Here is a 22,912-nt window from a genome sequence, read left to right on the forward strand (position 1 = left end):
TCATTCACCCCGCGTATGCAAACCCATCGGACTACTCCTTGTCCTTCTTGTATTTCTTCTCCTGCCGTTCGGTTTTCTCAAAGGCGTCTTCCAGGGCGCGGTTGAGGGTGCGCAGCACTTTGACCCGGGCCCAACGCTTGTCGTTGGCCTCCACCAGGGTCCAGGGCGCGACCTCGGTGCTGGTGCGGTCGACCATATCGCCAACGGCGGTGCGGTAGTCGTCCCACTTCTCCCGATTGCGCCAGTCGTCTTCGGTGATCTTGAAGCGTTTGAAGGGAATCTGCTCGCGCTCCTGGAACCGCTCCAGCTGGGTCTGCTTGTCGATCGCCAGCCAGAACTTCACCACGACCACCCGGGAGTCGTTGATCTGCTCTTCGAAGTCGTTGATTTCACCGTAGGCCCGCATCCAGTCGGCCGAACTGCAGAAGCCTTCAATGCGCTCCACCAGTACCCGCCCGTACCAGGAACGGTCGAAGATCGTGAACTTGCCACGGGCCGGTATGTGTCGCCAGAACCGCCAAAGGTAAGGTTGCGCACGTTCTTCCTCGGTGGGTGCGGCAATCGGCACGATGCTGTACTGGCGCGGGTCCAGCGCCGCCGCGACCCGACGGATCGCCCCACCCTTGCCCGCGGCGTCATTGCCCTCGAACACGGCGATCAGCGCATGCTTGCGCATGCGCTTGTCGCGCAGCAAGCCGGCCAGCCGCGCCTGCTCGGTGATCAGCTGCTCTTCATAGTCTTTCTTGTCCAGATGCTGGCTCATGTCCAGGCTGTCCAGCAGGCTGCGTTGATCGACGCTGGTGGTCAGTGGCGCGGCGCTGACCTTGTCCGGCTTGAGCCGGGAGCGTTTGAGCGCGTTTTGCAGGCTTTCGAGCAGAATCTTGCCCACCGCCAGGCTCCGGTAGTTGGCATCCACCCCCTCGATCACATGCCACGGCGCATAGTCGCGACTGGTGCGACGAATCACCCGCTCGCCGTATTGCACGAACTTGTCGTAGGTTTCCGATTGTTGCCAGTCCAGTGGGCTGATCCGCCAACTGTGCAGCGGGTCGTCCTGCAAGGATTTGAGGCGCGCCTTCATCTGTTTCTTGGACAGGTGAAACCAGAACTTGACGATCAACGCGCCTTCGTTGCAGAGCATTTTTTCCAAGCGTTCGGCGCCATGGATCCCCTGATCCAGCACCGCGTCCTTGAACAGGCCATGGACCCGGCCTTGCAGCATCTGGCTGTACCAGTTACCGAAAAACACCCCCATCCGGCCTTTGGCCGGGAGCATCCGCCAATAACGCCAGGCGGGTGGGCGGGCCAGTTCTTCGTCGGTCTGCTGATCGAAGGTACGCACTTCGATCAACCTGGGGTCCATCCACTCATTGAGCAACTTGACCGTCTCGCCCTTGCCGGCACCTTCGATACCGTTGATCAGTACGATCACTGGAAACCGGCCCTGCTGCCTGAGCTCGTATTGGGCTTCGAGCAAAGCTTCGCGCAGAGCCGGAACCTCGCTATCAAAAGTTTCTTTGTCGATCGCATGACCGATTTCGGCAGATTCGAACATTGAGTCGCTCCCGTGCAAGATTGCACAAGACTAGCGGATTGCCCGTGCCAGTGGGCAAGCAATGCGATCCCGCTTGCCGTGGATCAATCGCCGTTGCCGTGATCGGCTAGAATGGCGGCCTTGCCACCCCCGAGCCGACCATGAAGCCTGTTATGCCCCACGCCCAGCTTGACTGGGACGACCAAGGTCGCCCGCGTTCGCGGGTGTTTGACGACGTGTATTTCTCCGATCAGTCGGGCCTTGATGAAACCCGCTACGTGTTCATCGAGCAAAACCGCCTCAGTGAGCGCTTTGCCCAATTGCCGGCCGATGGTCGGCTGGTGATCGGCGAGACCGGGTTCGGCACCGGGCTGAATTTTCTCTGCGCCTGGCAGTTGTTCGAGCAGCAGGCCGTGGCCGGTGCACGCCTGCACTTCATCAGCGTCGAAAAGTACCCGCTGAGTCCGGCGGACCTGCAACGGGCACTGGCACTCTGGCCGGAGCTCAAAGCCTTTGCCGATCAGCTGTTGGCCCAATACGTTGCCATCCACCAGGGCTTTCAGCGCCTGGTGCTGGACAACGGCCGGGTCACGCTGACGCTGTTGATCGGCGACGCACTGGAACAGTTGCCGCAACTCGACGCCCGGATTGACGCCTGGTTCCTCGACGGTTTTGCCCCGGCGAAAAACCCGGACATGTGGACCGCCGAACTGTTCGCCGAACTGGCACGCCTGGCCGCACCCGACTCGACCATCAGCACCTTTACCAGCACTGGCTGGGTACGGCGCCTGCTCAATGCCGCGGGCTTCAAGATGCGCCGCACGCCGGGCATCGGCCACAAATGGGAAATCCTGCGCGGTGGGTTCGTGGCCTGGCCCGAGGATACTCCCGCACCGGTGGCCGCCAAGCCGTGGTTTGCTCGCCCCACCCAGGTTGTCGATGAGCGCCGTGCCCTGGTGATCGGCGGCGGACTGGCCGGTTGCGCCACGGCATCCAGCCTCGCCGCGCGCGGCTGGCAGGTCAGTCTGCTGGAGCGTCACGAGGCTCTGGCACAGGAAGCCTCGGGCAATCCGCAGGGTGTGCTCTATCTGAAACTGTCGGCTCACGGCACCGCCCTCTCGCAATTGATCGTCAGCGGGTTCGGCCACACCCGACGCTTGCTCGAACACTTGCAGCGTGGTGTTGACTGGGCGGACTGCGGCGTACTGCAACTGGCGTTCAACGCCAAAGAGGCCGAGCGACAGGCGCAATTGGCCGCCGCGTTTCCCGCCGACCTGGTCCATCTGCTGGATTTGCCTGACGCCCAGGCTCGAGCGGGCATCGCTCTGGAACACGGCGGCCTGTATTACCCCGAAGGCGGCTGGGTGCATCCGCCGGCCTTGTGCCGATGGCAAGCCTCTCACCCCAATGTGCAAGTACTGACCCACCGCGACGCGTTGGAACTGCGCAAGGTCGATGACCACTGGCAAGCCTGGGACAACGCGTCACTGCTGGCCAGTGCACCGGTGGTGATCCTGGCCGGTGCCGCAGAGATCAAGCGCTTTGCCCAAAGTGCCGACTTGCCGCTCAAGCGCATTCGCGGGCAAATCACCCGCCTGCCACAAACGGCTGAAAGCCAGTGCCTGGCCACGGTGGTGTGCGCCGAAGGTTACGTCGCCCCGGCGCGGCTGGGCGAACACACCCTGGGCGCCAGCTTCGACTTCAACAGTGACGACCTGACACCCAGCACCGCCGAACACCTGGGCAACCTGGACATGCTCAGGGAAATCTCCGGTGACCTGGTCGGTCGCCTGCATGCCGACCAACTGGACCCGGAGCAACTCCAGGGCCGCGCGGCGTTCCGTTGCACCAGCCCCGACTACCTGCCCATCGTCGGCCCGCTGGCAGACAGCCAAGCCTTTAGCCGGGCCTATGCGGCCCTGGGCAAGGATGCCCGGCAAGTACCGGACGTACCTTGCCCATGGCTCGATGGCTTGTACGTCAACAGTGGCCACGGCTCTCGCGGGTTGATCACCGCGCCGCTGTCCGGTGAATTGCTCGCAGCCTGGCTGGACAATGAACCGCTGCCGCTGCCAAGAAGTGTTGCCGAGGCCTGCCACCCGAACCGCTTCGCCTTGCGCCGACTGATTCGCGGTACCTGAGCCGACCCAAGCGTTGCCCCATTGATAACCCGAGGCCCCTATGCTGATTCCCCACGACCAACTTGAAGTCGACACCCTGACCCGCCTGATCGAAGACTTCGTCACCCGTGACGGCACCGACAATGGCGACGACACCCCGCTGCAAACCCGTGTGCTACGGGTGCGTCATGCACTCAGCAAAGGCCAGGCCCTGATTGTCTTCGACCCTGAGAGCGAGCAATGCCAATTGATGCTCAAGCACGATGTGCCCAAGCACCTGTTTGACTGACACTCAGTCACGCTTGCCCTGGGCACGCTTGGCTTGCATCCGCTCGTAGATTTCGCAGCGGTGTACGTTGACGTGCCTGGGCGCCTCCACGCCGAATCGCACCGTGCCTCCGTTCACGGCGAGGACGCGCACAGAAATGGTGTCGCCAATGGAGATCAATTCGCCCACAACGCGGCTGAGTACAAGCATGGCTCTAGTCCTTGAGATGATCGGACAGTGAAGATGGCCGGCTGACGACCGCTCTTCAATGCCGAGGCCAGAAAACAGCTCACTCCTACACGTCGAGACGAATCACCCTACAGACACCCCCTGCACCGCCACGCGATCGACTCAAGGCGAAGTGAAGCGCGGGCCAAACAAAATGATGCTCGCGCCCAACACACAGAGCGCAACCCCCAGCCAGTCCGAGCCCAGCGGTCGAACCCGCTCGACCATGCCCAGCCAGCCAATCGAGGCGACGATGTATATCCCGCCATACGCCGCGTAGGCACGGCCGGCATAGGTCGACTCGACCTTGGTCAACAGCAGGGCAAACAGGGTCAGGCTGAGCAGCGCCGGGACGATCCACCAGGCGCTTTTACCCTGGCGCAGCCACATCCAGAAGGCGAAGCAACCGGCGATTTCAAACAGTGCGGCAAGGAAAAACCACAGGTAATTGAGCATGTACGTGTCTCATCGGGGTTGCCAGTTGCGGCAACCCTAACCACCCGGCCCCTGCCCTGCAAGCTCAGCTGACGCTCTGCCTGGCCTTAGGGTCTGTTGACGTTTGGTGGCGGCCGCGACGGATGCCCGCTTGGTGCAGGGCAAGGCGCGAGGAACGCGGTTTGGTTGTTCCAAATAAGTTCCGAGCAACGCAGCCCTGCACCAAGCGGGCCCCGTCCCTTCGGGTTGCGTGCCAACGTGGGCGAGGCTGCGTTGCGGGATTTGCCAAGGGAGCAACCATTGGCGGCATCCCGCGCCTTGCCTCGCCCACGTTGGCCCAGCAACGCGGCTCGCCACCAAACGTCAACAGACCCTAGTGCGCATCTTGTCGGCCATCTGGGTCATTTCGTTGTAGAGCAGCTGTGGGTTCTTCTGCTTGATCGCCCAGGCCATACGGCCCTGCTCATGCGGGAGGATCATGAACTCGCCCGCGGCCACGTGCTGATAGATGTAGTCGGCAATATCGCTGGCGGTGATGGGCGAACTTTCCAGCAACTTGCCCACCTGGGCCTTCATGGCCGGCGTCGGACCGCGGAAGGAGTCCAGCAGGTTGGTCTGGAAGAACGACGGGCAGACCACGTGCACACCGATCTCCTGCTGCGCCAGCTCGATCAGCAGGCTCTCGGACAACGCCACGACGCCCGCCTTGGCGACGTTGTAGTTACTCATGGCCGGACCTTGCATCAGTGCCGCCATCGAGGCGATGTTGATGATCTTGCCTTTGCTTTTTTCCAGCAGCGGCAAGAAGGCCTTGCAGCCCTTGACCACGCCCATCAGGTTGATCGCGATCTGCCAGTCCCAGTCCTCCAGGGACAGCTCGCTGAAAAAGCCGCCGGAGGCCACGCCCGCATTGTTGACGATCACATCGATGCCACCGAACCTGACTTCGCAGGCTTGGGCGAAGGCCGTCAACTGACTGTAGTCACGCACGTCGCAGCGCTGGATGAAACCATCACCACCGGCCTCGCGGACCAGCCTCAGGGTTTCTTGCAGGCCCGGCTCACTGACATCGGACAAGGCCAGCTGCCAACCTTCACGCGCCCAGCGCAGAGCGATTTCGCGACCCAGGCCGGACCCGGCGCCAGTGATCATCATGCGATTTTGCATAGGAAGTAGCCTTGTTGTTCTGGGAGAGATGCTCGCAGTGTAGCGAAGGATTTTCCTACACCCATGACCATCAAACTGCTGAATGCCCCAGGCAAACCTTGGCCATTGAATGTTGACGCCGAAGAAGGTTACGCGCGCCACTGACGGCCCATCCCGCAAAAATAGAAATAAGCGTTCGAACCAAAAGCAGTAAAGAAACTTTGAATTTTCACTAACCCGCGAAACTCGAAACAGTTAAGACACTCGGTTCAACCCCAATGACGGTCACAACTGGCCAATGAGGAACTCGACATGGGCACAATTCTTCTCATTATTCTGATCTTGCTATTGATTGGTGGTCTGCCGGTCTTTCCGCACTCCAGAAGCTGGGGATATGGTCCGTCCGGTGTCCTCGGCGTCGTCGTGGTCGTCCTGCTGGTGTTGCTATTGCTCGGTAGGATTTGACCGCCGACTCTATTCACAAGAGCAAAAAAAAGAGGCCCTTACGGGCTAATGCTAGTCAGTTAAGAGAAATAAAGCCGAACACGAAACCCGTGGCGAGGGAGCTTGCTCCCGCTGGGGCGCAAAGCGGCCCTGTTTTTGGGCTGCTACGCAGCCCAGCGGGAGCAAGCTCCCTCGCCACGGGTACTATGTTCGGCTGGTCTTTGGCTTAACTGATCGGCATTAGCCCTTACGGGCCTCTTTTTCAGTGCGGCTTACGCTTACTCAGGCGTGCCATCGACCACACCGGCGGTGTTATCGATCAGGCTCTTGGTCGCCGTCTGCAGGAACGCTTCCAGCTTTTGCTTCATCTGGGCGGTTGCCGGTGCATCCGGTACGACCTGGGCACCAGGATTGGCTCCGAGCTGGTACTGGTACATCTTCGGCGCCATGTCTTTTTCCTTCGGCAGCACCAGTACCTGATCGACGGTGATGATCGCCGTGGTCTGTTCGCTGCCCGACGGCTTGATCACGCCAAAACCGGTGTCGCCTTCAGGCAGGTTCAGCAGGTCACGTCCCCAGCACTGATGACGCACTTCGCCACCCAGGCGACCCATGATGGTCGGCACGATGTCGACTTGAGTACCGACGGTGTGGTCGAGCTTGCCGAACTTTTCCTGGATGCCGGGAGCAATCATCAGCATCGGCACGTTGAAACGTCCCAGGTCCATTTCGGTGATTTGACGCTCGTTGCCAAAACCGTGGTCGCCGACGATGACGAACAGGGTTTCCTTGAAGTACGGCTCTTTACGGGCCTTCTCAAAGAACTGACCCAGCGCCCAGTCGGAGTAGCGCATGGCGGTCAAGTGCTCGTCGAGGTTGCCACGGCCCGTGACTTTCTCCACCGGCAACGGGGTCGGCAACGCGTACGGGGTGTGGTTGGACAGGGTTTGCAGCAGCGCATAGAAGGGTTTGCCGCCTTCACGCGCCTTGAGCTCCACCAGGCCACGGTCGAACATGTCCTGGTCGGACACACCCCACGTCGGGTCGGAGAACACCGGGTTGATGTAATCGTTACGACCGACGAAGTTGGTCATGCCCTGGTTGCTGAAGAAGCCCGACTGGTTATCCCAGGCGAAATCACCGTTGTACACGTAGACGTCGTCGAACTTGCGCGCACTGAGCAGCTGCGGCAGGCCGGACAGCTTGTGGCTGCCTTCCGGCGTCTGCATCAGGTATTCGAAGCCTGGCAGGTTCGGGAAGCAGGCCATGGTGGCGAACATGCCCTGGTGGGTGTGGGTACCGTTGGAGAAGAAGCGGTCGAACAGCAGGCCTTCCTTGGACAGCTTGTCCAGGTACGGCGTGATATTGCCAGGCGCGCCCAGGGCACCGACCGAGTGACCGGCCATGCTTTCCATCAGGATCACCACGACGTTCTTGATCGGCAGGGTCTTGTCGGCAGGCGGCATGAAATCACGGCGCACAGCGGCGGTATCGGCATCCACCAGTTTTTCGTCCGGCATCACCAGCATGCCGCGGACAATCTCCTGGGCTTCAGGCTGTGGCAGGGTTGCCTTCCAGATGTTGTCGCGGTCTTCGGACATGCGGCTTTTCGCCGCCGCGACCAGTTGCAGCGTGCCATTGAGGCCCAGCTGGTTGGCGAAGTTCGAGTCGGTGGTGTACACGTCACCCCAACGCATCGGCGGGCCTTGACGCAGCGTGCCACGAGCGGCCGCAACGCAGATCAGCAGGCACACCATGAACACGGCAACGCGGGTGTACCACGGTGCCACCTGACGGGTGCTGACATTGCCACCGCTGAACGGGCCACGCGGACGGGTTGCACGGTCGGCGCCCTTGAACGCCAGGCTCAACAGCCAGGTGCCAATGACCCACGCCAGCAGGTAGCGCACCACCGGGAAGCCGTACCAGAGCATGCTCATCACGGTTTTCGGGTCTTCCTTCACATACTGGAAGACCAGGCCGTTGAGGCGCTGGTGGAACTCGCGGTAGAAGTCCATCTCCATCAGGCCGAGGAACAGCGCGATGCTGGAGACAATCGTCAGCCATGAGCGGAACAGGCCACGAGCGGCCATCGCCCGGGCACTGAACAGTGACAGCAACAGCGGAATGCAGAGGTAAATCACCAGACGCAGGTCGAAACGCAGGCCGTTGGCGAAGGCTTCGAGAAAGGTCGAAGCCGGTGTGTCCAGCATCATCTCCCGGTTGTAGACCAGCAGCGCCAGGCGCAGCAGGGAGAGCATCACCATCATGACCAGGGCGCAGAGCAGCGTATAAGCCAGATGGGATTTGACGGTCGGTTGCAGCAAGCGATTCGAAGCTCGCTGCTGACTCAGGGCGTCCGGGTTTGCCATGTCGTTTCAGGACCCATTGGAGGTTGAAGTTACAAAAAAGTAGTGGCGCCCAGCCCTCTCATTGCCATGCATAGCAGCAACTGGCCGGGACCTTGCGCGGAGTGCAAATGTTGCACGATCACCCACGGCTTTGCCATTTTTAACTGGCACACGCCCCAAAGTCCGGCCACGGAGGCCTTGAACCTAGGACAAGCTGAGTGTTTAACGTGAAAACGGCGCGGGCGAATTGTCTTGGAGCGATTGTGAAAATTTCGTGCAACGCATATCTGGAAACACAAAAAAGGGCCGCAAGGCTAATGCCAGTCAGTCAAGAGAAATAAAGCCGAACACGAAACCCGTGGCGAGTACTATGTTCGGCTGGTCTTTGGCTTAACTGATCGGCATTAGCCTCAAGGCCCTTTTTCATCATTACCGCTTAATCATTGCTTGGCTTGTTCACCGCTTGCAGCACGTATTGCGGCAAGGCGAAGGCGCCGATGTGGATTTCCGGGTTGTAGTAACGGGTGACGATGCCGCTGCCCGCGAAGCGCTGCTGCAAGGTTTCGCGGGACAGTTTGCGGTAGGCGGTGTTTTTCGCGCCCCAGGCAAAAGTCATGGCGCCGCCGATGTAGGTCGGGACGGCCGCCTGATAGAAGTGCCAGTCCGCAAACAGGCTACGCAAGCGACCGGCGGTGGTCTGGACTTCGCCCAGTTGCATGAATGGCGTGCCGTTCTGGGTCACCAGAATGCCGCCGTCGTTCAGGCAACGGTGGCAGGCCTGGTAGAAGTTCTCCGAGAACAGGACTTCACCCGGACCGATCGGGTCGGTGGAGTCGGAGATGATCACGTCGAACTTTTCCTGGGTGGTGGCCACAAACCGCATGCCGTCGTCGATCACCAGGTTCAAGCGCGGGTCATCGTAGGCGCCCTTGGAGTGGTTCGGCAGGAACTCCTTGCACATATCGACCACGGTACCGTCGATTTCGACCATGGTGATGTGCTCGACGCTGCGGTGCTTGGCCACTTCGCGCAGCATGCCACCGTCGCCACCGCCAATGATCAGCACGCGCTTGGCAGTGCCGTGGGCGAGGATCGGGACGTGGGTGAGCATCTCGTGGTAGATGAACTCATCGGCTTCGGTGGTCTGGATCACACCGTCCAGCGCCATCACCCGACCCATGCGCGGGTTTTCGAAAATGACCAGGTGCTGGTGCTCGGTACGCACTTCGTGCAGCAGCTTGTCCATGCGAAAACGCTGGCCGTAGCCTTCGTAGAGGGTTTCCAGGTACTCGTTGGTCGTGTTGGTGCTCATGGGAAGTCCCCCGGTGAATGCTGGTGGCAACGGACGGTTACCCGCCCATGATGGCCGATCGATCAGCTCGATTGGCCAGCAAAGGCGCGCATTCTACGACGCGGAACATGACAGGTCGAACCTTAGTCAGGCAGAAGACCATTCCAATGTGCAAACGGCCAAGGCGGGTGCCGGTTTGCTCGCGATGCAGACACTGCGGTTTATCTGTGGAACCGCGTTATCGCTCTTCGTGGGCACGCCCGCTCTCACAGGAAAAATGGGCGCCGTCAGATCCTCACGTTGCCTCTTGGCCCCGCGATAGCCCAGATGATCAAGCCCAGCACTGGCAGCACCAGAATCACCACGACCCAGATGATTTTCGTCCCGGCCCCGACGTTGCTTTTGAACACGTTGAGGATCGCCCAGATATCCAGCGCCAGGATAATCAGGCCAACCAGGCTATTGAAGGTGGAACCCATGGTGTCGCTCCCGAAAGAAGGCATTCCCCCTCAGGATAGCCGGGTCCTGCGAGGGCTCCGCTTTATTGCGCGTTAAACGTGGATCGCGACCTTCAATGCTTCCAGGGACGGCGCCGCGCTGATGCCGGCCTCGGCACACAGTTCCAGTACCCGCTCCACGTCTCGGCCGAAGACCAGCACGGCCTGGATCTCGTCATCGAGCGGCTGACTGAGGTTCACCAGGGTGTAGCCACCGTTTTCCGGGTTCATGCTGCCCATCTGAATCTGGATACGGTTGAGCGCCGTCAGCGCTTCGGTCTTGGCCAGTTGCTTGGGCTTGATGTTGAACGCCACATCGGGGCCGAACGAAGCGACGATCTGGGCGAATAGGTCCATGTAGGTGTCGGCCTGGAACAGCACGGTGTCCGGCAAACTGCCCACCACCACCCACTCACCCAGTGGAATCGGGAACGTGTCGTCGTAGTTGATATCCGGATTGGCCGTCAGGAAGGCGTCTGGATCGGCGTAAGCCTGGGTGGCTTCGTCGGCGATCTGCACAATCTGCGCCTCGCTCATGCAGCCGGAGCTGATTTTGCTGATGAGTTCGATGAGTGCGGCTTTCATGGCGGATCCTGTAGCGAGGGGAATGTCAGGGCGCGAAGGATAACGCACTCCAAGGCAGATACCGAGACCAGAAGTCAGGGCACCTACCCGTGGCGAAGGAGCTTGCTCCCGCTCGGGTGCGTAGCAGCCGTAAACGGGAACACTCGGAGTGTCAGATACCACCGGGTTTCAGAACTCAGGGTAGCTTCGCGCTGGAGCGCCAGCCCGGCCCAGCGGGAGCAGGCTCCCTCACCACAAAATCTCACTCACGCCAGTAAAGTGATCAGCCCAGCAGTTTCTGCAACTGCGCCGTGGTGTCGGTCGCGCCCATGGTCCTGGCCGCTTCCAGTGCGGTGATGCCGTTGGCGTCCTTGGCCTTGGGGTCGGCCCCCTGGCTGATCAGGTAGTCGACGATGGCCGGGCGGTTGAACATCGCCGCCATCATCAACGCCGTGCGCCCGTCAAAGGACGAACCTTCTACCTCGGCACCGCCTTCGACCAGCACCTTGACCATGTCCAGGTCGCCCTTGAAGGCAGCCCCGGCAATCGGGCTTTGGCCATTGTCGTTACGAACTTCCGGATCGGCCTTGTGCTCCAGCAACACTTTCACGGCATCGACATGACCGTGATAGGCGGCCAGCATCAGCAAGGTGTCACCCTTGTGGTTGCGCAGATTCGGTGGCAGGCCCTTGCTCAGCAGTGCGGCGAGCATCGCCGCGTCGCCGTCGCGGGCCTTGTTGAATACCTGTTCGGCAAACTCCGCGGCTTCTTCCGGGGTCATCTGGCGGGATTTGTCTGACATTGAGGGCTCCACATTCGGTCAATCGTAAAGCCGCTAGTGTCCTCAAGCGGCCTTGCACCTGTCACCCCTTTTTTCTCTCCCGCGACCATAGCCAGAATCAATAACGAAACTTGCCGCCATGGATATCCGCCAACACCTGTTCGGTGACTTGCACGTAGGTGTCAGAGCCCGGCAACCAGGCGTAGATCGGATCGTCGCCGGTTTTCCCCGGATCGAAGGCTTCGTCCTTGAGGCGGGTCTTCTGGTACTTGAAGGTCCCGGTGGTTTCCATTTTCACTTTCACCCGCAAAAACAACGGCACGGCATACGCCGGCATTTGCGCCCGGGCAAAACTCAACAACTCGCCAAAATCCAGGGTGGCCAGGGATTCGGCCGGCGTGATGGCGGCCATGCCGGCCCGACCGTTGGTGTTGTGGATTTCTACGCCGTAGGCCACCGCTTCGGCGATATGCGGATGCTGCAGCAGGATGTTTTCGACCTCGGTGGTCGAGACGTTCTCCCCCTTCCAACGGTAGGTATCGCCAAGACGGTCGACGAACTGAGCATGGCCGAAGCCGATGTTCCTCAGCAGATCGCCGGTGTTGAAGTAGCGGTCGCCTTTTTCAAACACATCATGGAGCACGACCTTCTCGGTTTTCTGCGGGTCGGTGTAACCGTCCAGCGGCGCCTTGTCATCGATCCTTGCCAGCAACAGGCCTTGCTGGCCCTTGCCGACCTTCTGCATGAAGCCCTTGCTGTTGCGGATCGGCGCGCAACCGTCGTGGGCGTATTCGACCAACTCCCAGGACATCAGCGAAAAACCGATGGTGTTGTCAAAATTCAGGATGTTGGTGAAGCCGATGTTGCCGTCACTGGCGGCATACAGCTCACAAATGTGGTTGATCCCGAAGCGCTGCTTGAACTCGCTCCAGACGCCGGGGCGCAGGCCGTTGCCGACCATCTTGACCACCTGGTTGTCACGGTCGTCGGCGCTGGCCGGTTGATCGATCAGATAACGGCACAACTCACCGACGTAACCGATGGTGGTCGCCCGGTATTTACGTACATCGTTCCAGAACTGACTGGCGCTGAATTTGCGCCGAATGGCAAAGCCCGACGCGCCGTTGATCGCCGACCCCCAACACACGCACAGCCCCGTGGCGTGGTACAGCGGCAAGGTGCAATAGACGATGTCCCCGGGACCCATGTCCAGCGCGATCATGCCGAAGCTGGCGGACGAGCGCATCCAGCGACCGTGCTTGAACACGCCGGCCTTGGGCAACCCGGTCGTGCCGGAGGTGTAGATATAGAAGCACGGGTCGTCGAGGTACACCTGTTGGCTGCTGAGCGGGTTTTCGCTTGAGCCATCGGCACTGACGCGCATCAGGTTGATGAAGCCGGCTGGCGCCTGGCCGGGGTCCCGGGACGTATCCTGGTCAGCCACCCACCAGGTCCTGGCGGCATCGATCGACACCCGGTCACGAATCGCCGAATAGGCCTCGACCAATTCCCCGCCGACCACGATGGCCACCGGGTTGACCAGATTCACGCTGTGCACCAGCGCCTGCTGGGTTTGCGAAGTATTGAGCATGGCACTGATGGCGCCGAGCTTGGCGACGGCCAGTACCGTGACCAGCAGTTCCGGACGGTTCTCGATGAAGATCCCGACCACGTCGCCCTTGCCGATACCCTGGGCATGCAAGTGATGGGCGATCCGGTTGGCCCACTGGTTGGCCTGGGCATAACTGAGGGTGACCGTGCCGTGCAGCAACGCCGCCCCCCCGGGATTGCGCTGCGTCGCCTGCTCAAAGGTAAACGCCAGGCCGCAGGGCTGGTCCGGCTGCTTGACGTTGGCGACTTTGAGCCCCTTGACCACCCGTGGCAGGGCTTTGACGATGGACGGTAGCTTACGGAGCATCATGCCCCAGGTAATCATGTCCTTGTGCGTGCTGCTCATGGTTGCTCCCGTATGACCCACTGCGTCGGGCCTGTTTTGTTATTGTCGGGCGAACATGCATGACGGGGTGTTCGGGCAACTTCATCCCGGTACGGAAAACGACAGGAAAACCCTCGGACACCTGGCTGCAGGCCAAAAAGTACGCCAGCGGTTCTGTCGCTGTACACGCGGTTTTTGAAATGTTTTGTATCCGGGAGAGTGTCACCGGCAATCACGCGGGAATGAATCACAGCGCCCGCCGCGCTCCGCGCAAAATGCAGGATGCACGATGGCCACTCATGCAAAATGCACGAAACCAAAAATCAGAGACTTTATTAACCTATTGATTTATATAGGTTTTATAAAAACAGAATGCTGGCACAATCGGTGCAGCTATCACTCCACGTGGCCCTTCATGCACACACGGAGCTGATAGACATGGACCTGATCCAAGAGAAGTTTTCCTCGCTGTTTTCCCACTTCGACGTCACGACGCAGGAGCGTCCCGACGGCGGCATATTGCTGACCTTGCGCAGCAGCGACGGCAGAGAGTTCAAGCGTTCGATTTCCTATGCGCAGTTGCATGCCGGCGATCAACTGTCCTGGGCGATCAGCGCCATACGTCGCGACCTGGCCGAACAGGCCAGCGAACTGCCGCAGATTTCCATGCTGCAGAGCCAGCAGCGCTTCGCCTTGCCGACCTATTATTCGGCCTGAGCAGTACCGCTTCCCGTTGGGTGGCCAGGCGTTGCGCCTGGCCGCCCTTTTTACGTCACAGGTGCGCCGGATCGATCTGGGCAAAGGTCGTGACGCTCACATGCCCCGCCAGCTCCCCCCCTTCGCGCACCAGGCCGCGGGTGGCCATGCCGGCCTCGCGGGCGGCGTCGAGTTCCTGCACGATGTCGGACAGGAACAGGATCTGCGCCGCTTCACAACCGATGGCCTGGGCAATGCGCTGGTAGGACTGCGCTTCACGCTTGGGGCCGGACGTGGTGTCGAAGTAACCGCTGAACAGCGGTGTCAGGTCGCCCGCCTCCGAACAGCCGAAGATCAGCTTCTGCGCCTGGATCGATCCCGAGGAATAAACAAACAGTTGATACCCTGCGTCGTGCCAGCGTTTCAGCGCGTCCACGGCGTCCGGGTACACATGCCCCTTCAACTGCCCGGCCTGGTAACCCTGCTCCCAGACCATGCCTTGCAACGCCTTGAGCGGCGTGGCCTTGCGGTCTTCGGCGATCCAGCCCAACAGAATCTCGATGACGCGCTCCACATCGGCATCGGGCTCGGCACTGTCCTGGCGCACCGCGTCCAGCTGGAGGGCCACGTCCGCGCGTTGCGCCTGCTGGCGGACAAACGCCGGCAGGTGCTGGGCGGCATAGGGGAACAACACATCGAACACAAAGCTCACCGCGCTGGTGGTGCCTTCGATGTCAGTCAGAATGGCTTTGATGGTCATGTGCTCAATCCTCCAGGCGCGGGAAGCGGCCGGCGATGTCGTCGCCGGTGAAGTTGGCCACCCAGCCTTCGGGATTGTTGAACAGGCGGATCGCCACGAAGTGCGGGTGCTCGCCCATGTCGAACCAGTGCCGGGTGCCAGCCGGGACCGAGATTAGGTCGTTTTTCTCGCACAGCACCGCGTACACGTAGTCATCGATGTGCAGGGTGAACAGGCCACGTCCGGCCACGAAAAACCGCACTTCGTCTTCACCATGCCGGTGCTCCTCAAGGAACTTGGCCCGCAGTTCGGCTTTTTGCGGGTGATCACTGTTCAGGCTGATCACGTCGACGGTGACGTAGCCGCCCTCGGTCATCAACTGGTCGATCTGCACCTGGTAGGCCGCAATCACCTCTTCCTGGCTGGCGCCGGGCTGGATCTTCGCCGCCGCTTGCCAACGGTCAAAGCGCACACCCTGCCCGGCCAGGGTCGAGGCGATGTCGTCAAAGTGGGTCAGGACCTTGTTTGGCAGGTCCGGGCTTGAGACGTGGTAAACAGACAAGCTGCTCATGCTGGCAATTCCTCGTTAGCGGCGCTGCCGTCCGTTTTTCTACAGACCGGTTGGGCAGCGCGGTTCATCAGGCGGTGGGCGACTTCAGTGAAGTCAGCCTTGACGGTGGGTCAGCGAGCGCACTTTCAGCTCGCACTCGAACAGAAATTCAAAGGCCTCGATCTGGCGCAAGGCATCGCTCATGCCGGCACCCCAGGTATAGAGGCCATGCCCGCGAATCAGGTAGCCGACACACTCAGGGTGAGCGTCCAGCCAAGGCTGCACCTTGGCCGCCAGGCGGGCAATGTCCTGATCGTTGTCGAAGATCGGCACCCGCACGCGCGACTCGTGGGTTGAAACGCCGCTGAAGGCTTTTTGCAGTTCGTAGTCTTCAAACTCGATGCAGTCCTGGGGCGTCAGGCGCGACAGTACCGTGGCATTCACCGAGTGGGTGTGCAGCACCGCGCCGATCTCCGGGCGCCAGCTGTACAGCTGAGTGTGCAACAGGGTTTCAGCGGATGGCTTCTTGCCCGGCTCCAGGCTGTTGCCCGCCAGATCGGTGGCCAGCATGTCATCCAGGCCCAGTTGGCCTTTATGCTTGCCGGAAACGGTCAACAGCGCTTCGTTGGCCGACAGCCGCGTCGAGTAGTTGCTGCTGGTGGCCGGCGACCAGCCGCGGCCATAGAGAAAACGCCCGGCGTCGATGATTTGCCGGGCGAGGTGTTCACGGGTAAGGCTCATGGCCTGTCCTCTTGCATGCGTGTGGCAATGATAACGGCTGCAGCCAGGGCTGCGAGACTGGCAATACTAAAGGTCAAGGTGGCGCCCAGGGCGTTCCAGCTGTAACCCGAATACAACGCGCCCAATGCACCGCCGGTGCCGGCCAGTGCCGCGTACAACGCCTGGCCCTGCCCTTGCTGGCGGGCGCCGAAACTACGTTGCACGAAATGGATGGCAGCGGCGTGAAAGCTGCCAAAGGTCGCCGCGTGCAGTATTTGCGCGAACAGCAGCACCCACAAAAATTCCGCGAATGAACCCAGCAACACCCAGCGCAAGGCCGCCAGCAGGAAACTGGCCATCAGCACCCGGCGCACCGAGAACCGCGCCAGGATCCTGCTCATGAACAAGAACACCAAGACTTCGGCCACTACGCCCAGGGCCCAGAGCAGGCCGATCACGCCGCGGCTATAGCCCAGATGTTCCAGGTGCAGGGTCAGGAAAGTGTAATAGGGCCCATGGCTCATCTGCATCAGCGCCACGCACCCGTAAAACGCCAATACGCCGGGGCTGCGCAGTTGCTTGAGGAAACCCTCCCCGGCCGGGCGATTGCCTTGCGCCGGCTGCGCGTTCGGCACCCACAGGCTGCTGACGACGATCCCGGCCATGATCAGCACCAGCGCCACCGGGTAGATGTCCAGGCTCAGCCACTGGAACAGCCGCCCCAACGCCACCACGGTGATGATGAAGCCAATCGAGCCCCACAAACGGATCTGGCTGTAGCGCGCGGCCTGGCCCTGCAAATGCGCCAGGGTGATGACTTCGAACTGCGGCAACACCGCGTGCCAGAAAAACGCATGCAGGGCCATGACCATCGCCAGCCAGGCGTAGCTTTTGCTGATGAAGATCAGCGAGAACGTCAGCAGCGTACAGACCGCACCGAAGCGCACGATGGCCAGGCGCCGGCCGGTGTAGTCACCGAGCCAGCCCCAGATATTGGGCGCGACGCAGCGCATGAGCATCGGAATCGCCACCAGCTCGCCAATGCGCGCAGCGGAAAAACCCAGGTGATCGAAATACAGCGCCAGGAACGGCGCGGTCGAACCGAGCAAGGCGAAATAGAACAGATAAAAGCTGGAGAGCCGCCAGTACGGGAGTGCCGCCACGGCCATCAGACCGCAGCGACGTCAGGGCATGGCTTCACAGCTGGCCCAGCACCGGAGTGCTGACGCGCACGTCGGCGTTTTGCCCGCGATGACGCAGCAGGTGGTCCATCAGCACGATCGCCATCATGGCCTCGGCAATGGGGGTAGCACGAATGCCGACGCACGGGTCGTGACGGCCCTTGGTGATCACCTCCACCGGGTTGCCGTGGATATCGATCGAACGGCCCGGCGTGGTGATGCTCGACGTCGGCTTGAGGGCCAGGTGCGCAACGATCGGCTGGCCAGACGAAATGCCGCCCAGGATGCCGCCGGCGTTGTTGCTGAGGAACCCTTCAGGGGTCATCTCGTCGCGGTGCTCGGTGCCGCGCTGGGCCACGCTGGCGAAACCGGCGCCGATTTCCACGCCCTTGACCGCGTTGATGCTCATCAGCGCGTGAGCCAGTTCGGCATCGAGGCGGTCGAAGATCGGCTCGCCCAGACCCGGCTTCACGCCTTCGGCCACCACGGTGATCTTCGCGCCGACCGAATCCTGGTCGCGGCGCAGCTGATCCATGTACGCCTCAAGCTCGGGCACTTTGTCCGGATCCGGGCTGAAAAACGCGTTCTGCTCGACCGAGTCCCAGGTCTTGAACGGGATTTCGATCGGGCCAAGCTGGCTCATGTAGCCACGGATCACGATGCCCTGGGTGGCCAGGTATTTCTTGGCAATCGCCCCGGCGGCCACGCGCATGGCGGTTTCGCGGGCGGAGCTGCGGCCGCCACCGCGATAGTCGCGCTCGCCGTATTTGTGCTGATAGGTGTAATCGGCGTGGGCCGGGCGGAACAGGTCCTTGATCGCCGAGTAGTCCTTGGACTTCTGGTCGGTGTTGCGGATCAACAGGCCAATGGAACACCCGGTGGTGCGACCTTCGAACACGCCGGAGAGGATTTCGACTTCGTCGGCTTCCTGACGCTGGGTGGTGTGGCGGCTGGTGCCCGGCTTGCGCCGGTCCAGGTCGCGCTGCAGGTCATCCAGGGACAACTCGAGGCCCGGCGGGCAGCCGTCGACAATGGCGACCAACGCCGGACCATGGCTTTCGCCCGCGGTGGTGACAGTGAACAGCTTGCCGTAGGTATTGCCGGACATGCAGGGCGCTCCGTGAAATCGCTGAACTAAGTGCGCGCCAGTATACGCAGGCTCACCAAGTAGTTCATCCTCGAACCTTATCGGTGCCCGTGAGTCCAACCGACACCTTGTGAATGATGGCGAGATAATGCTTCGAGTAATAGCCTTGAGCCTTACCCTGTTTACCGGCCTGCTTTCCAGTGTGGTCCAGGCCACCGTCCTGCAACGCCCCATCAGCCTGGAGACCGGCAACGGCGAGCTGTTCGGCTCGATGTTGCTGCCAAAATCCGACGCCCCGGTGCCGGTGGTGCTGATCATTTCCGGATCGGGCCCGACGGATCGCAATGGCAACAACCCGGAAGGCGGCAAAAACGACAGCCTCAAGCGCCTGGCCTGGGTGCTGGCCAAACACAACATCGCCAGCGTGCGCTACGACAAGCGTGGCGTGGCGGCGAGCCTGGCGGCCACCCCGGACGAACGCGACCTGACCCTTGAGGCCTACGTGGCGGACGCCGTGGCCTGGGGCCAGAAACTCAAGACCGACCCACGCCTGGGGCCGTTGATCCTGCTGGGGCACAGCGAAGGTGCGCTGATTGCCACGCTCGCCGCGCCCCAGGTGGATGCCGCCGGGCTGATCTCCGTGGCCGGCAGTGCCAGGCCGGTGGACCAGATCCTGCGCCAGCAGTTGAGTTACCGCTTGCCCCCGCAGCTGATGCTGCGCAGTAACGAACTGCTGGACAGCCTCAAGGCCGGGCAGGTGGATGACAATGTCCCGTCCGCCTTGCAAGTGATCTTCCGCCCCAGCGTGCAACCTTACCTGATCAGCCTGTTTCGCCAGGACCCGGCCGCGGCCTTCGCCAGGCTGAAAATGCCGGCACTGATCGTCCAGGGCAGCCACGACATCCAGGTGAGTGTCGGTGATGCGCAGATGCTCAAGGCCGCCAAACCCGACGCTGAGTTGGCAGTGATCGAGGGCATGAACCACGTGATGCGTATCGTGCCCATCGACGTCAAGCGGCAAGTGGCCTCCTACAAGGACCCGCAACTGCCCCTGGCCGCCGAGCTTGGCTCGCGCATTCTCAGCTTTATTGGCGGACTTCGTCCCAGTTAAGCCGGTTTTACCCTCCAGTCCTGGAAAAAGCGGCCGATAAGCCGATGTCGACCGTTGATGAACGGTCGACAAGCAGCGCTTGGACAGGACCTCACCGCTATGACTGATACCCAGAATTCACCCGACACCTCGCCAGCAGCAACGGCCACAGACGCGGTTGAGCTGCCGTGGCCGGACGTCCAGCCCGAGCACCACAGCATGCTGCGCCTGGCGCCGCTGAAAACCGACCGGGCGACCGGCGGGCGGCCATTGCGCTTTGTGGAGTTCGGCTATGCCGAGCGCAACAACCACGAGCGCAGCCTGCTACGCATGAGCATCACCCTGCCCGGCCAGCGGGTGCGCAAAGAGCAGAACCACCTGGATGTCTGGGTTGATCACGAGGCCCGACGTGTGCACTTCGAGCCAGCCAACGGCCTGCAGGTCGAGCCGATGAACCGCGGCATTGGGCGCTTCCTGGCGGCCCAGGGCATCACCTGGGCCAAGAAGAAATGGTCGAGCTACACCTTTGACGGCGTCGACCTGAACAACAAGGACGCCCTCAACGAAGACACCCGCCTGCGCCGCGATCACTTCCTGCGAGTACACGGTTTTGATGTGATCTACGCCGATGCCCAGCATTTGAAAGGCAGCGTCAAGGCCGGCAAGGTCGGCGACCTGCTAGCCGACTGGAACGCCGAAAAGCTGCAGTTCGTGGAGATCCTCGAAGCCGCGCAGATGCTGCAGCAAGCCGAGCAGAACCTGGCCGAACAGGAAGTCAAACTGCAAAAGCAAGAAGAGAAAGTCAGCCAGTACAAACGTGAAGACACCGGGCTGCGCTTCACCATCACCTGCCTGGTGGCGTTTTCGGTGTTCCAGGCGGGATTGCTGATCTGGATTGCTACGCACCGCTAGAAACCGCTGGTCGCGGTGATTTTTGTGGCGAGGGAGCTTGCTCCCGCTGGGCTGCGCAGCAGCCCCCTCTGTCTCAGCAATGAGATAACAGGATTGCGAGCGCTTCGCACTCGAGCGGGAGCAAGCTCACTCGCCACGTTGACCGTGTTAAATCCTGGCAGCAAACAGCGCCTGGTGCTCACGGCACTGCTCGGCGCTGAGCATGAACACGCCATGGCCGCCTCGCTCGAAGTCCAGCCAGGCGAAGTCGACTTCCGGGTACAACGCCTCGACGTGCACCTGGCTGTTGCCCACTTCAACGATCAACAAACCTTTCTCGGTCAAGTGATCGGCTGCCTCGGCCAGCATCCGCCGAACCAGGTTCAAGCCATCGTCGCCGCAGGCCAGGCCCAGTTCCGGCTCGTGCTGGTACTCGTCCGGCATATCGGCAAAGTCCTCGGCGTCCACGTAGGGCGGGTTGGACACGATCAGGTCGAAACGCTGCCCGGGCAAACCGTCGAAGCCATCGCCCTGAACGGTGTACACCCGCTCATCGACGCCATGGCGCTCAATATTTTGATTAGCCACTTCCAGCGCTTCGAACGACAGGTCCGCCAGCACCACTTCGGCCTTCGGGAACTCGTAGGCGCAGGCAATGCCGATGCAACCGGAACCGGTGCACAGGTCGAGAATGCGCGCCGGTTCGGTGCCCAGCCACGGCGTGAAGCGGTTTTCGATCAGCTCGCCAATCGGCGAACGCGGGATCAAGACACGCTCGTCGACGATGAACGACATGCCGCAGAACCAGGCCTCACCCAACAGGTAGGCGGTCGGGATGCGCTCGTCGATACGCCGCTTGAGCAACCGTTGCAGATTGACCAGTTCGTCTTCTTCGAGCGCGCAGTCCAGATAGCTGTCGGCGATTTCCCAGGGCAGGTGCAACGCACCCAGCACCAGCTGTCGGGCTTCGTCCCAGGCGTTGTCGGTCCCATGGCCGAAAAACAGATCCTCCCCATGAAAACGACTGACGGCCCAACGAATATGGTCGCGCAACGTGCGCAGACGGGAAGTGATCACGGGGTAGACTCCTGAAAAAACGACTGGCGATTCTACCAGTCTTGACCGGCACCGACGATGCAAGAAAATCAAAGGCGCCGAAGTAGGATTAATCCGTATTTTCAGCTTTTGTATTGAACATCCGCCCAGCTCTTGAGAGGCTGCAGGCCAGCAACGACGGTGCCTACGATGGTAGCGGTTCACAGAACCGCTCTGCCAGAGGACAATGGCGCAAAAGCCCCACTCGAAGGAGCCCCAGAATGTCCGTTCCAAAGACGATGTTTCAACTCAGCGGTCGTGGTTACGCGCCAGCCAACCTGGCCCACGCGACGCTGGTGATCATCGATGCCCAGAAAGAGTACCTTAGCGGCCCGTTGGCCCTGTCCGGCATGGATGCTGCCGTCGACAACATCAAGCAACTGCTTGCGGCCGCCCGCTCCGCCGGTCGGCCGATCGTGCATGTCCGTCACCTGGGCACTGTCGGTGGCCTGTTCGACCCGCAGGGCGAACGCGGCGAGTTCATTCCCGGGATGGAACCCCTGGCCGACGAAACCATCATCGGCAAACTGCTGCCGAGCGCGTTCCACGGCACGCCGCTGGAAAAGCGCCTGCAAGACCTCGGTTCCCTGGACCTGATCGTGTGCGGTTTCATGAGTCACTCCAGCGTCAGCACTACCGTGCGTGCCGCCAAGAACCTGGGCTTTCGCTGCACCCTGGTCGAAGATGCCTGCGCCACCCGGGACCTGCCGTTCAAAGGCGGCGTACTGAGTGCCGAGCACGTTCAGCAGACCGAAATGGCAATCATGGCTGACAACTTCGCCACCCTGGCGCTGACCAAAGACCTGATCTGATCGCCCTGGAATGAGCGGCCCTTGGCGCCGCTCATCCACAAAGGCCTCTCATTCCCTATAATTGAATTAGCCTCAGGAACCACCCGGTCATCTCCCGGTCGAAGGGCCGATACCCATTGAGGAAGATCGGAATGAAGATATCCGATGGATTTGACGCTCGCCGCTTGCGACCCAAGGGTCCGCGCAACTGGCGCTTTCGCATCGCCGCAGCCTTCTCTGCCCTGCTCGCCGCGTTCGGCGTGCTGCTGGCAATGGCCGGTGCCGCCAGCCTGTTGGGCCACCCACCCGCACTGGGTGAACTGAACGCCAGCCCGGTGGGCGCGGCGGTGATTCTCGGGCTGGGCCTGTTCCTGCTCTACGCAGGCGTTGCACTGTGGCGCCGCTGCCGGCGCCGGATGCGTCAACCCAACGGGCTGAACATCGCGCCGCACTTGATGAAAAAACATGATTGAGTCG

General features: G+C 61.3%; 24 protein-coding genes. 8 read left to right on the plus strand and 16 right to left on the minus strand.

The window, feature by feature from the left end:
- Positions 1–31: 31 nt before the first annotated feature.
- Complete coding sequence (gene pap / locus CKW25_RS06260; protein ID WP_095078324.1) at positions 32–1,555, minus strand: polyphosphate:AMP phosphotransferase; 1,524 nt, start codon at positions 1,553–1,555, stop codon at positions 32–34.
- Between the two features lie 140 nt (positions 1,556–1,695).
- On the opposite strand from pap, the gene mnmC reads away from it, so the two are divergent.
- On the plus strand, positions 1,696–3,675 hold the full coding sequence (gene mnmC / locus CKW25_RS06265) for a bifunctional tRNA (5-methylaminomethyl-2-thiouridine)(34)-methyltransferase MnmD/FAD-dependent 5-carboxymethylaminomethyl-2-thiouridine(34) oxidoreductase MnmC (RefSeq protein WP_095078325.1): 1,980 nt from the start codon (positions 1,696–1,698) through the stop codon (positions 3,673–3,675).
- A gap of 40 nt (positions 3,676–3,715) precedes the next feature.
- Positions 3,716–3,943, plus strand: coding sequence for a YheU family protein (locus tag CKW25_RS06270; RefSeq protein ID WP_095078326.1), 228 nt, complete (start codon positions 3,716–3,718; stop codon positions 3,941–3,943).
- A gap of 3 nt (positions 3,944–3,946) precedes the next feature.
- Here CKW25_RS06270 and csrA read toward each other — a convergent pair whose 3' ends face one another.
- From csrA to CKW25_RS06285, 3 genes are all read right to left on the minus strand, one after another.
- Positions 3,947–4,132 carry a carbon storage regulator CsrA gene (gene csrA / locus CKW25_RS06275; RefSeq protein WP_095078327.1) on the minus strand — a complete coding sequence of 62 codons (186 nt, stop codon included), beginning with the start codon at positions 4,130–4,132 and terminating at the stop codon, positions 3,947–3,949.
- A 141-nt stretch (positions 4,133–4,273) separates the two neighbouring features.
- On the minus strand, positions 4,274–4,606 hold the full coding sequence (locus CKW25_RS06280; protein WP_095078328.1) for a YnfA family protein: 333 nt from the start codon (positions 4,604–4,606) through the stop codon (positions 4,274–4,276).
- A gap of 342 nt (positions 4,607–4,948) precedes the next feature.
- Complete coding sequence (locus CKW25_RS06285; protein ID WP_095078329.1) at positions 4,949–5,752, minus strand: SDR family oxidoreductase; 804 nt, start codon at positions 5,750–5,752, stop codon at positions 4,949–4,951.
- Positions 5,753–6,043: 291 nt separating this feature from the next.
- On the opposite strand from CKW25_RS06285, the gene CKW25_RS06290 reads away from it, so the two are divergent.
- Positions 6,044–6,196 (plus strand): DUF3309 family protein, encoded by a 153-nt coding sequence (locus tag CKW25_RS06290; RefSeq protein ID WP_095078330.1) that lies wholly within the window; start codon positions 6,044–6,046, stop codon positions 6,194–6,196.
- A 257-nt stretch (positions 6,197–6,453) separates the two neighbouring features.
- Here CKW25_RS06290 and CKW25_RS06295 read toward each other — a convergent pair whose 3' ends face one another.
- The 6 genes from CKW25_RS06295 to CKW25_RS06320 form a co-directional block, all read right to left on the minus strand.
- The gene (locus CKW25_RS06295; RefSeq protein ID WP_095078331.1) at positions 6,454–8,547 is read right to left on the minus strand and encodes an LTA synthase family protein; all 2,094 of its coding nucleotides are present in this window, start codon (positions 8,545–8,547) and stop codon (positions 6,454–6,456) included.
- A 415-nt stretch (positions 8,548–8,962) separates the two neighbouring features.
- Positions 8,963–9,838 carry a polyamine aminopropyltransferase gene (gene speE, locus CKW25_RS06300; protein WP_095078332.1) on the minus strand — a complete coding sequence of 292 codons (876 nt, stop codon included), beginning with the start codon at positions 9,836–9,838 and terminating at the stop codon, positions 8,963–8,965.
- Positions 9,839–10,104: 266 nt separating this feature from the next.
- A complete protein-coding gene (locus tag CKW25_RS06305) occupies positions 10,105–10,296 on the minus strand; it encodes a PLDc N-terminal domain-containing protein (protein ID WP_095078333.1) in 192 nt (63 codons plus the stop codon).
- 72 nt (positions 10,297–10,368) lie between these two features.
- Positions 10,369–10,899, minus strand: coding sequence for a hypothetical protein (locus CKW25_RS06310; protein WP_095078334.1), 531 nt, complete (start codon positions 10,897–10,899; stop codon positions 10,369–10,371).
- 262 nt (positions 10,900–11,161) lie between these two features.
- A complete protein-coding gene (locus tag CKW25_RS06315; RefSeq protein WP_095078335.1) occupies positions 11,162–11,680 on the minus strand; it encodes an ankyrin repeat domain-containing protein in 519 nt (172 codons plus the stop codon).
- 97 nt (positions 11,681–11,777) lie between these two features.
- Complete coding sequence (locus CKW25_RS06320; protein WP_095078336.1) at positions 11,778–13,616, minus strand: long-chain-acyl-CoA synthetase; 1,839 nt, start codon at positions 13,614–13,616, stop codon at positions 11,778–11,780.
- 417 nt (positions 13,617–14,033) lie between these two features.
- Between CKW25_RS06320 and CKW25_RS06325 the strand changes: the two genes are divergently transcribed.
- On the plus strand, positions 14,034–14,312 hold the full coding sequence (locus CKW25_RS06325; RefSeq protein ID WP_095078337.1) for a DUF3509 domain-containing protein: 279 nt from the start codon (positions 14,034–14,036) through the stop codon (positions 14,310–14,312).
- Positions 14,313–14,367: 55 nt separating this feature from the next.
- Here CKW25_RS06325 and mtnC read toward each other — a convergent pair whose 3' ends face one another.
- The 5 genes from mtnC to aroC form a co-directional block, all read right to left on the minus strand.
- Positions 14,368–15,051 carry an acireductone synthase gene (gene mtnC / locus CKW25_RS06330; RefSeq protein ID WP_095078338.1) on the minus strand — a complete coding sequence of 228 codons (684 nt, stop codon included), beginning with the start codon at positions 15,049–15,051 and terminating at the stop codon, positions 14,368–14,370.
- A gap of 4 nt (positions 15,052–15,055) precedes the next feature.
- On the minus strand, positions 15,056–15,601 hold the full coding sequence (locus CKW25_RS06335) for an acireductone dioxygenase (protein WP_095078339.1): 546 nt from the start codon (positions 15,599–15,601) through the stop codon (positions 15,056–15,058).
- Between the two features lie 93 nt (positions 15,602–15,694).
- Entirely contained in the window at positions 15,695–16,321 is a 627-nt protein-coding gene (locus tag CKW25_RS06340) for a methylthioribulose 1-phosphate dehydratase (RefSeq protein ID WP_095078340.1), read from the minus strand.
- Positions 16,318–17,469 carry an MFS transporter gene (locus tag CKW25_RS06345; RefSeq protein WP_172736425.1) on the minus strand — a complete coding sequence of 384 codons (1,152 nt, stop codon included), beginning with the start codon at positions 17,467–17,469 and terminating at the stop codon, positions 16,318–16,320. The genes CKW25_RS06340 and CKW25_RS06345 overlap by 4 nt, the downstream gene beginning before the upstream one ends.
- Before the next feature lie 28 nt (positions 17,470–17,497).
- On the minus strand, positions 17,498–18,589 hold the full coding sequence (aroC, locus tag CKW25_RS06350) for a chorismate synthase (RefSeq protein WP_095078341.1): 1,092 nt from the start codon (positions 18,587–18,589) through the stop codon (positions 17,498–17,500).
- A gap of 79 nt (positions 18,590–18,668) precedes the next feature.
- On the opposite strand from aroC, the gene CKW25_RS06355 reads away from it, so the two are divergent.
- Both CKW25_RS06355 and CKW25_RS06360 read left to right on the plus strand, forming a co-directional pair.
- A complete protein-coding gene (locus tag CKW25_RS06355) occupies positions 18,669–19,679 on the plus strand; it encodes an alpha/beta hydrolase (protein WP_095078342.1) in 1,011 nt (336 codons plus the stop codon).
- A 99-nt stretch (positions 19,680–19,778) separates the two neighbouring features.
- The gene (locus CKW25_RS06360) at positions 19,779–20,570 is read left to right on the plus strand and encodes a hypothetical protein (protein WP_095078343.1); all 792 of its coding nucleotides are present in this window, start codon (positions 19,779–19,781) and stop codon (positions 20,568–20,570) included.
- A gap of 147 nt (positions 20,571–20,717) precedes the next feature.
- Here the strand turns inward: CKW25_RS06360 and prmB are convergent, their stop codons facing one another.
- Positions 20,718–21,626: a 50S ribosomal protein L3 N(5)-glutamine methyltransferase gene (gene prmB, locus CKW25_RS06365; protein ID WP_095078344.1), complete on the minus strand. Its 909-nt coding sequence runs from the start codon at positions 21,624–21,626 to the stop codon at positions 20,718–20,720.
- 239 nt (positions 21,627–21,865) lie between these two features.
- On the opposite strand from prmB, the gene CKW25_RS06370 reads away from it, so the two are divergent.
- Both CKW25_RS06370 and CKW25_RS06375 read left to right on the plus strand, forming a co-directional pair.
- Positions 21,866–22,456 (plus strand): cysteine hydrolase family protein, encoded by a 591-nt coding sequence (locus tag CKW25_RS06370; protein ID WP_095078345.1) that lies wholly within the window; start codon positions 21,866–21,868, stop codon positions 22,454–22,456.
- Positions 22,457–22,587: 131 nt separating this feature from the next.
- Positions 22,588–22,908, plus strand: a complete 321-nt coding sequence (locus CKW25_RS06375; protein ID WP_095078346.1) for a hypothetical protein — start codon at positions 22,588–22,590, stop codon at positions 22,906–22,908.
- Positions 22,909–22,912 lie beyond the last annotated feature (4 nt).

This window comes from Pseudomonas sp. Irchel s3h17 (genome assembly GCF_900187505.1).
Classification (GTDB): Bacteria; Pseudomonadota; Gammaproteobacteria; order Pseudomonadales; family Pseudomonadaceae; genus Aquipseudomonas.

Bases quoted from the DNA above. Each gene is read 5' to 3' on its own strand.
- pap (WP_095078324.1), bottom strand. From the start codon at position 1,555: ATGTTCGAATCTGCCGAAATCGGTCATGCGATCGACAAAGAAACTTTT.
- mnmC (WP_095078325.1), top strand. From the start codon at position 1,696: ATGAAGCCTGTTATGCCCCACGCCCAGCTTGACTGGGACGACCAAGGT.
- CKW25_RS06270 (WP_095078326.1), top strand. From the start codon at position 3,716: ATGCTGATTCCCCACGACCAACTTGAAGTCGACACCCTGACCCGCCTG.
- csrA (WP_095078327.1), bottom strand. From the start codon at position 4,132: ATGCTTGTACTCAGCCGCGTTGTGGGCGAATTGATCTCCATTGGCGAC.
- CKW25_RS06280 (WP_095078328.1), bottom strand. From the start codon at position 4,606: ATGCTCAATTACCTGTGGTTTTTCCTTGCCGCACTGTTTGAAATCGCC.
- CKW25_RS06285 (WP_095078329.1), bottom strand. From the start codon at position 5,752: ATGCAAAATCGCATGATGATCACTGGCGCCGGGTCCGGCCTGGGTCGC.
- CKW25_RS06290 (WP_095078330.1), top strand. From the start codon at position 6,044: ATGGGCACAATTCTTCTCATTATTCTGATCTTGCTATTGATTGGTGGT.
- CKW25_RS06295 (WP_095078331.1), bottom strand. From the start codon at position 8,547: ATGGCAAACCCGGACGCCCTGAGTCAGCAGCGAGCTTCGAATCGCTTG.
- speE (WP_095078332.1), bottom strand. From the start codon at position 9,838: ATGAGCACCAACACGACCAACGAGTACCTGGAAACCCTCTACGAAGGC.
- CKW25_RS06305 (WP_095078333.1), bottom strand. From the start codon at position 10,296: ATGGGTTCCACCTTCAATAGCCTGGTTGGCCTGATTATCCTGGCGCTG.
- CKW25_RS06310 (WP_095078334.1), bottom strand. From the start codon at position 10,899: ATGAAAGCCGCACTCATCGAACTCATCAGCAAAATCAGCTCCGGCTGC.
- CKW25_RS06315 (WP_095078335.1), bottom strand. From the start codon at position 11,680: ATGTCAGACAAATCCCGCCAGATGACCCCGGAAGAAGCCGCGGAGTTT.
- CKW25_RS06320 (WP_095078336.1), bottom strand. From the start codon at position 13,616: ATGAGCAGCACGCACAAGGACATGATTACCTGGGGCATGATGCTCCGT.
- CKW25_RS06325 (WP_095078337.1), top strand. From the start codon at position 14,034: ATGGACCTGATCCAAGAGAAGTTTTCCTCGCTGTTTTCCCACTTCGAC.
- mtnC (WP_095078338.1), bottom strand. From the start codon at position 15,051: ATGACCATCAAAGCCATTCTGACTGACATCGAAGGCACCACCAGCGCG.
- CKW25_RS06335 (WP_095078339.1), bottom strand. From the start codon at position 15,601: ATGAGCAGCTTGTCTGTTTACCACGTCTCAAGCCCGGACCTGCCAAAC.
- CKW25_RS06340 (WP_095078340.1), bottom strand. From the start codon at position 16,321: ATGAGCCTTACCCGTGAACACCTCGCCCGGCAAATCATCGACGCCGGG.
- CKW25_RS06345 (WP_172736425.1), bottom strand. From the start codon at position 17,469: ATGGCCGTGGCGGCACTCCCGTACTGGCGGCTCTCCAGCTTTTATCTG.
- aroC (WP_095078341.1), bottom strand. From the start codon at position 18,589: ATGTCCGGCAATACCTACGGCAAGCTGTTCACTGTCACCACCGCGGGC.
- CKW25_RS06360 (WP_095078343.1), top strand. From the start codon at position 19,779: ATGACTGATACCCAGAATTCACCCGACACCTCGCCAGCAGCAACGGCC.
- CKW25_RS06370 (WP_095078345.1), top strand. From the start codon at position 21,866: ATGTCCGTTCCAAAGACGATGTTTCAACTCAGCGGTCGTGGTTACGCG.
- CKW25_RS06375 (WP_095078346.1), top strand. From the start codon at position 22,588: ATGAAGATATCCGATGGATTTGACGCTCGCCGCTTGCGACCCAAGGGT.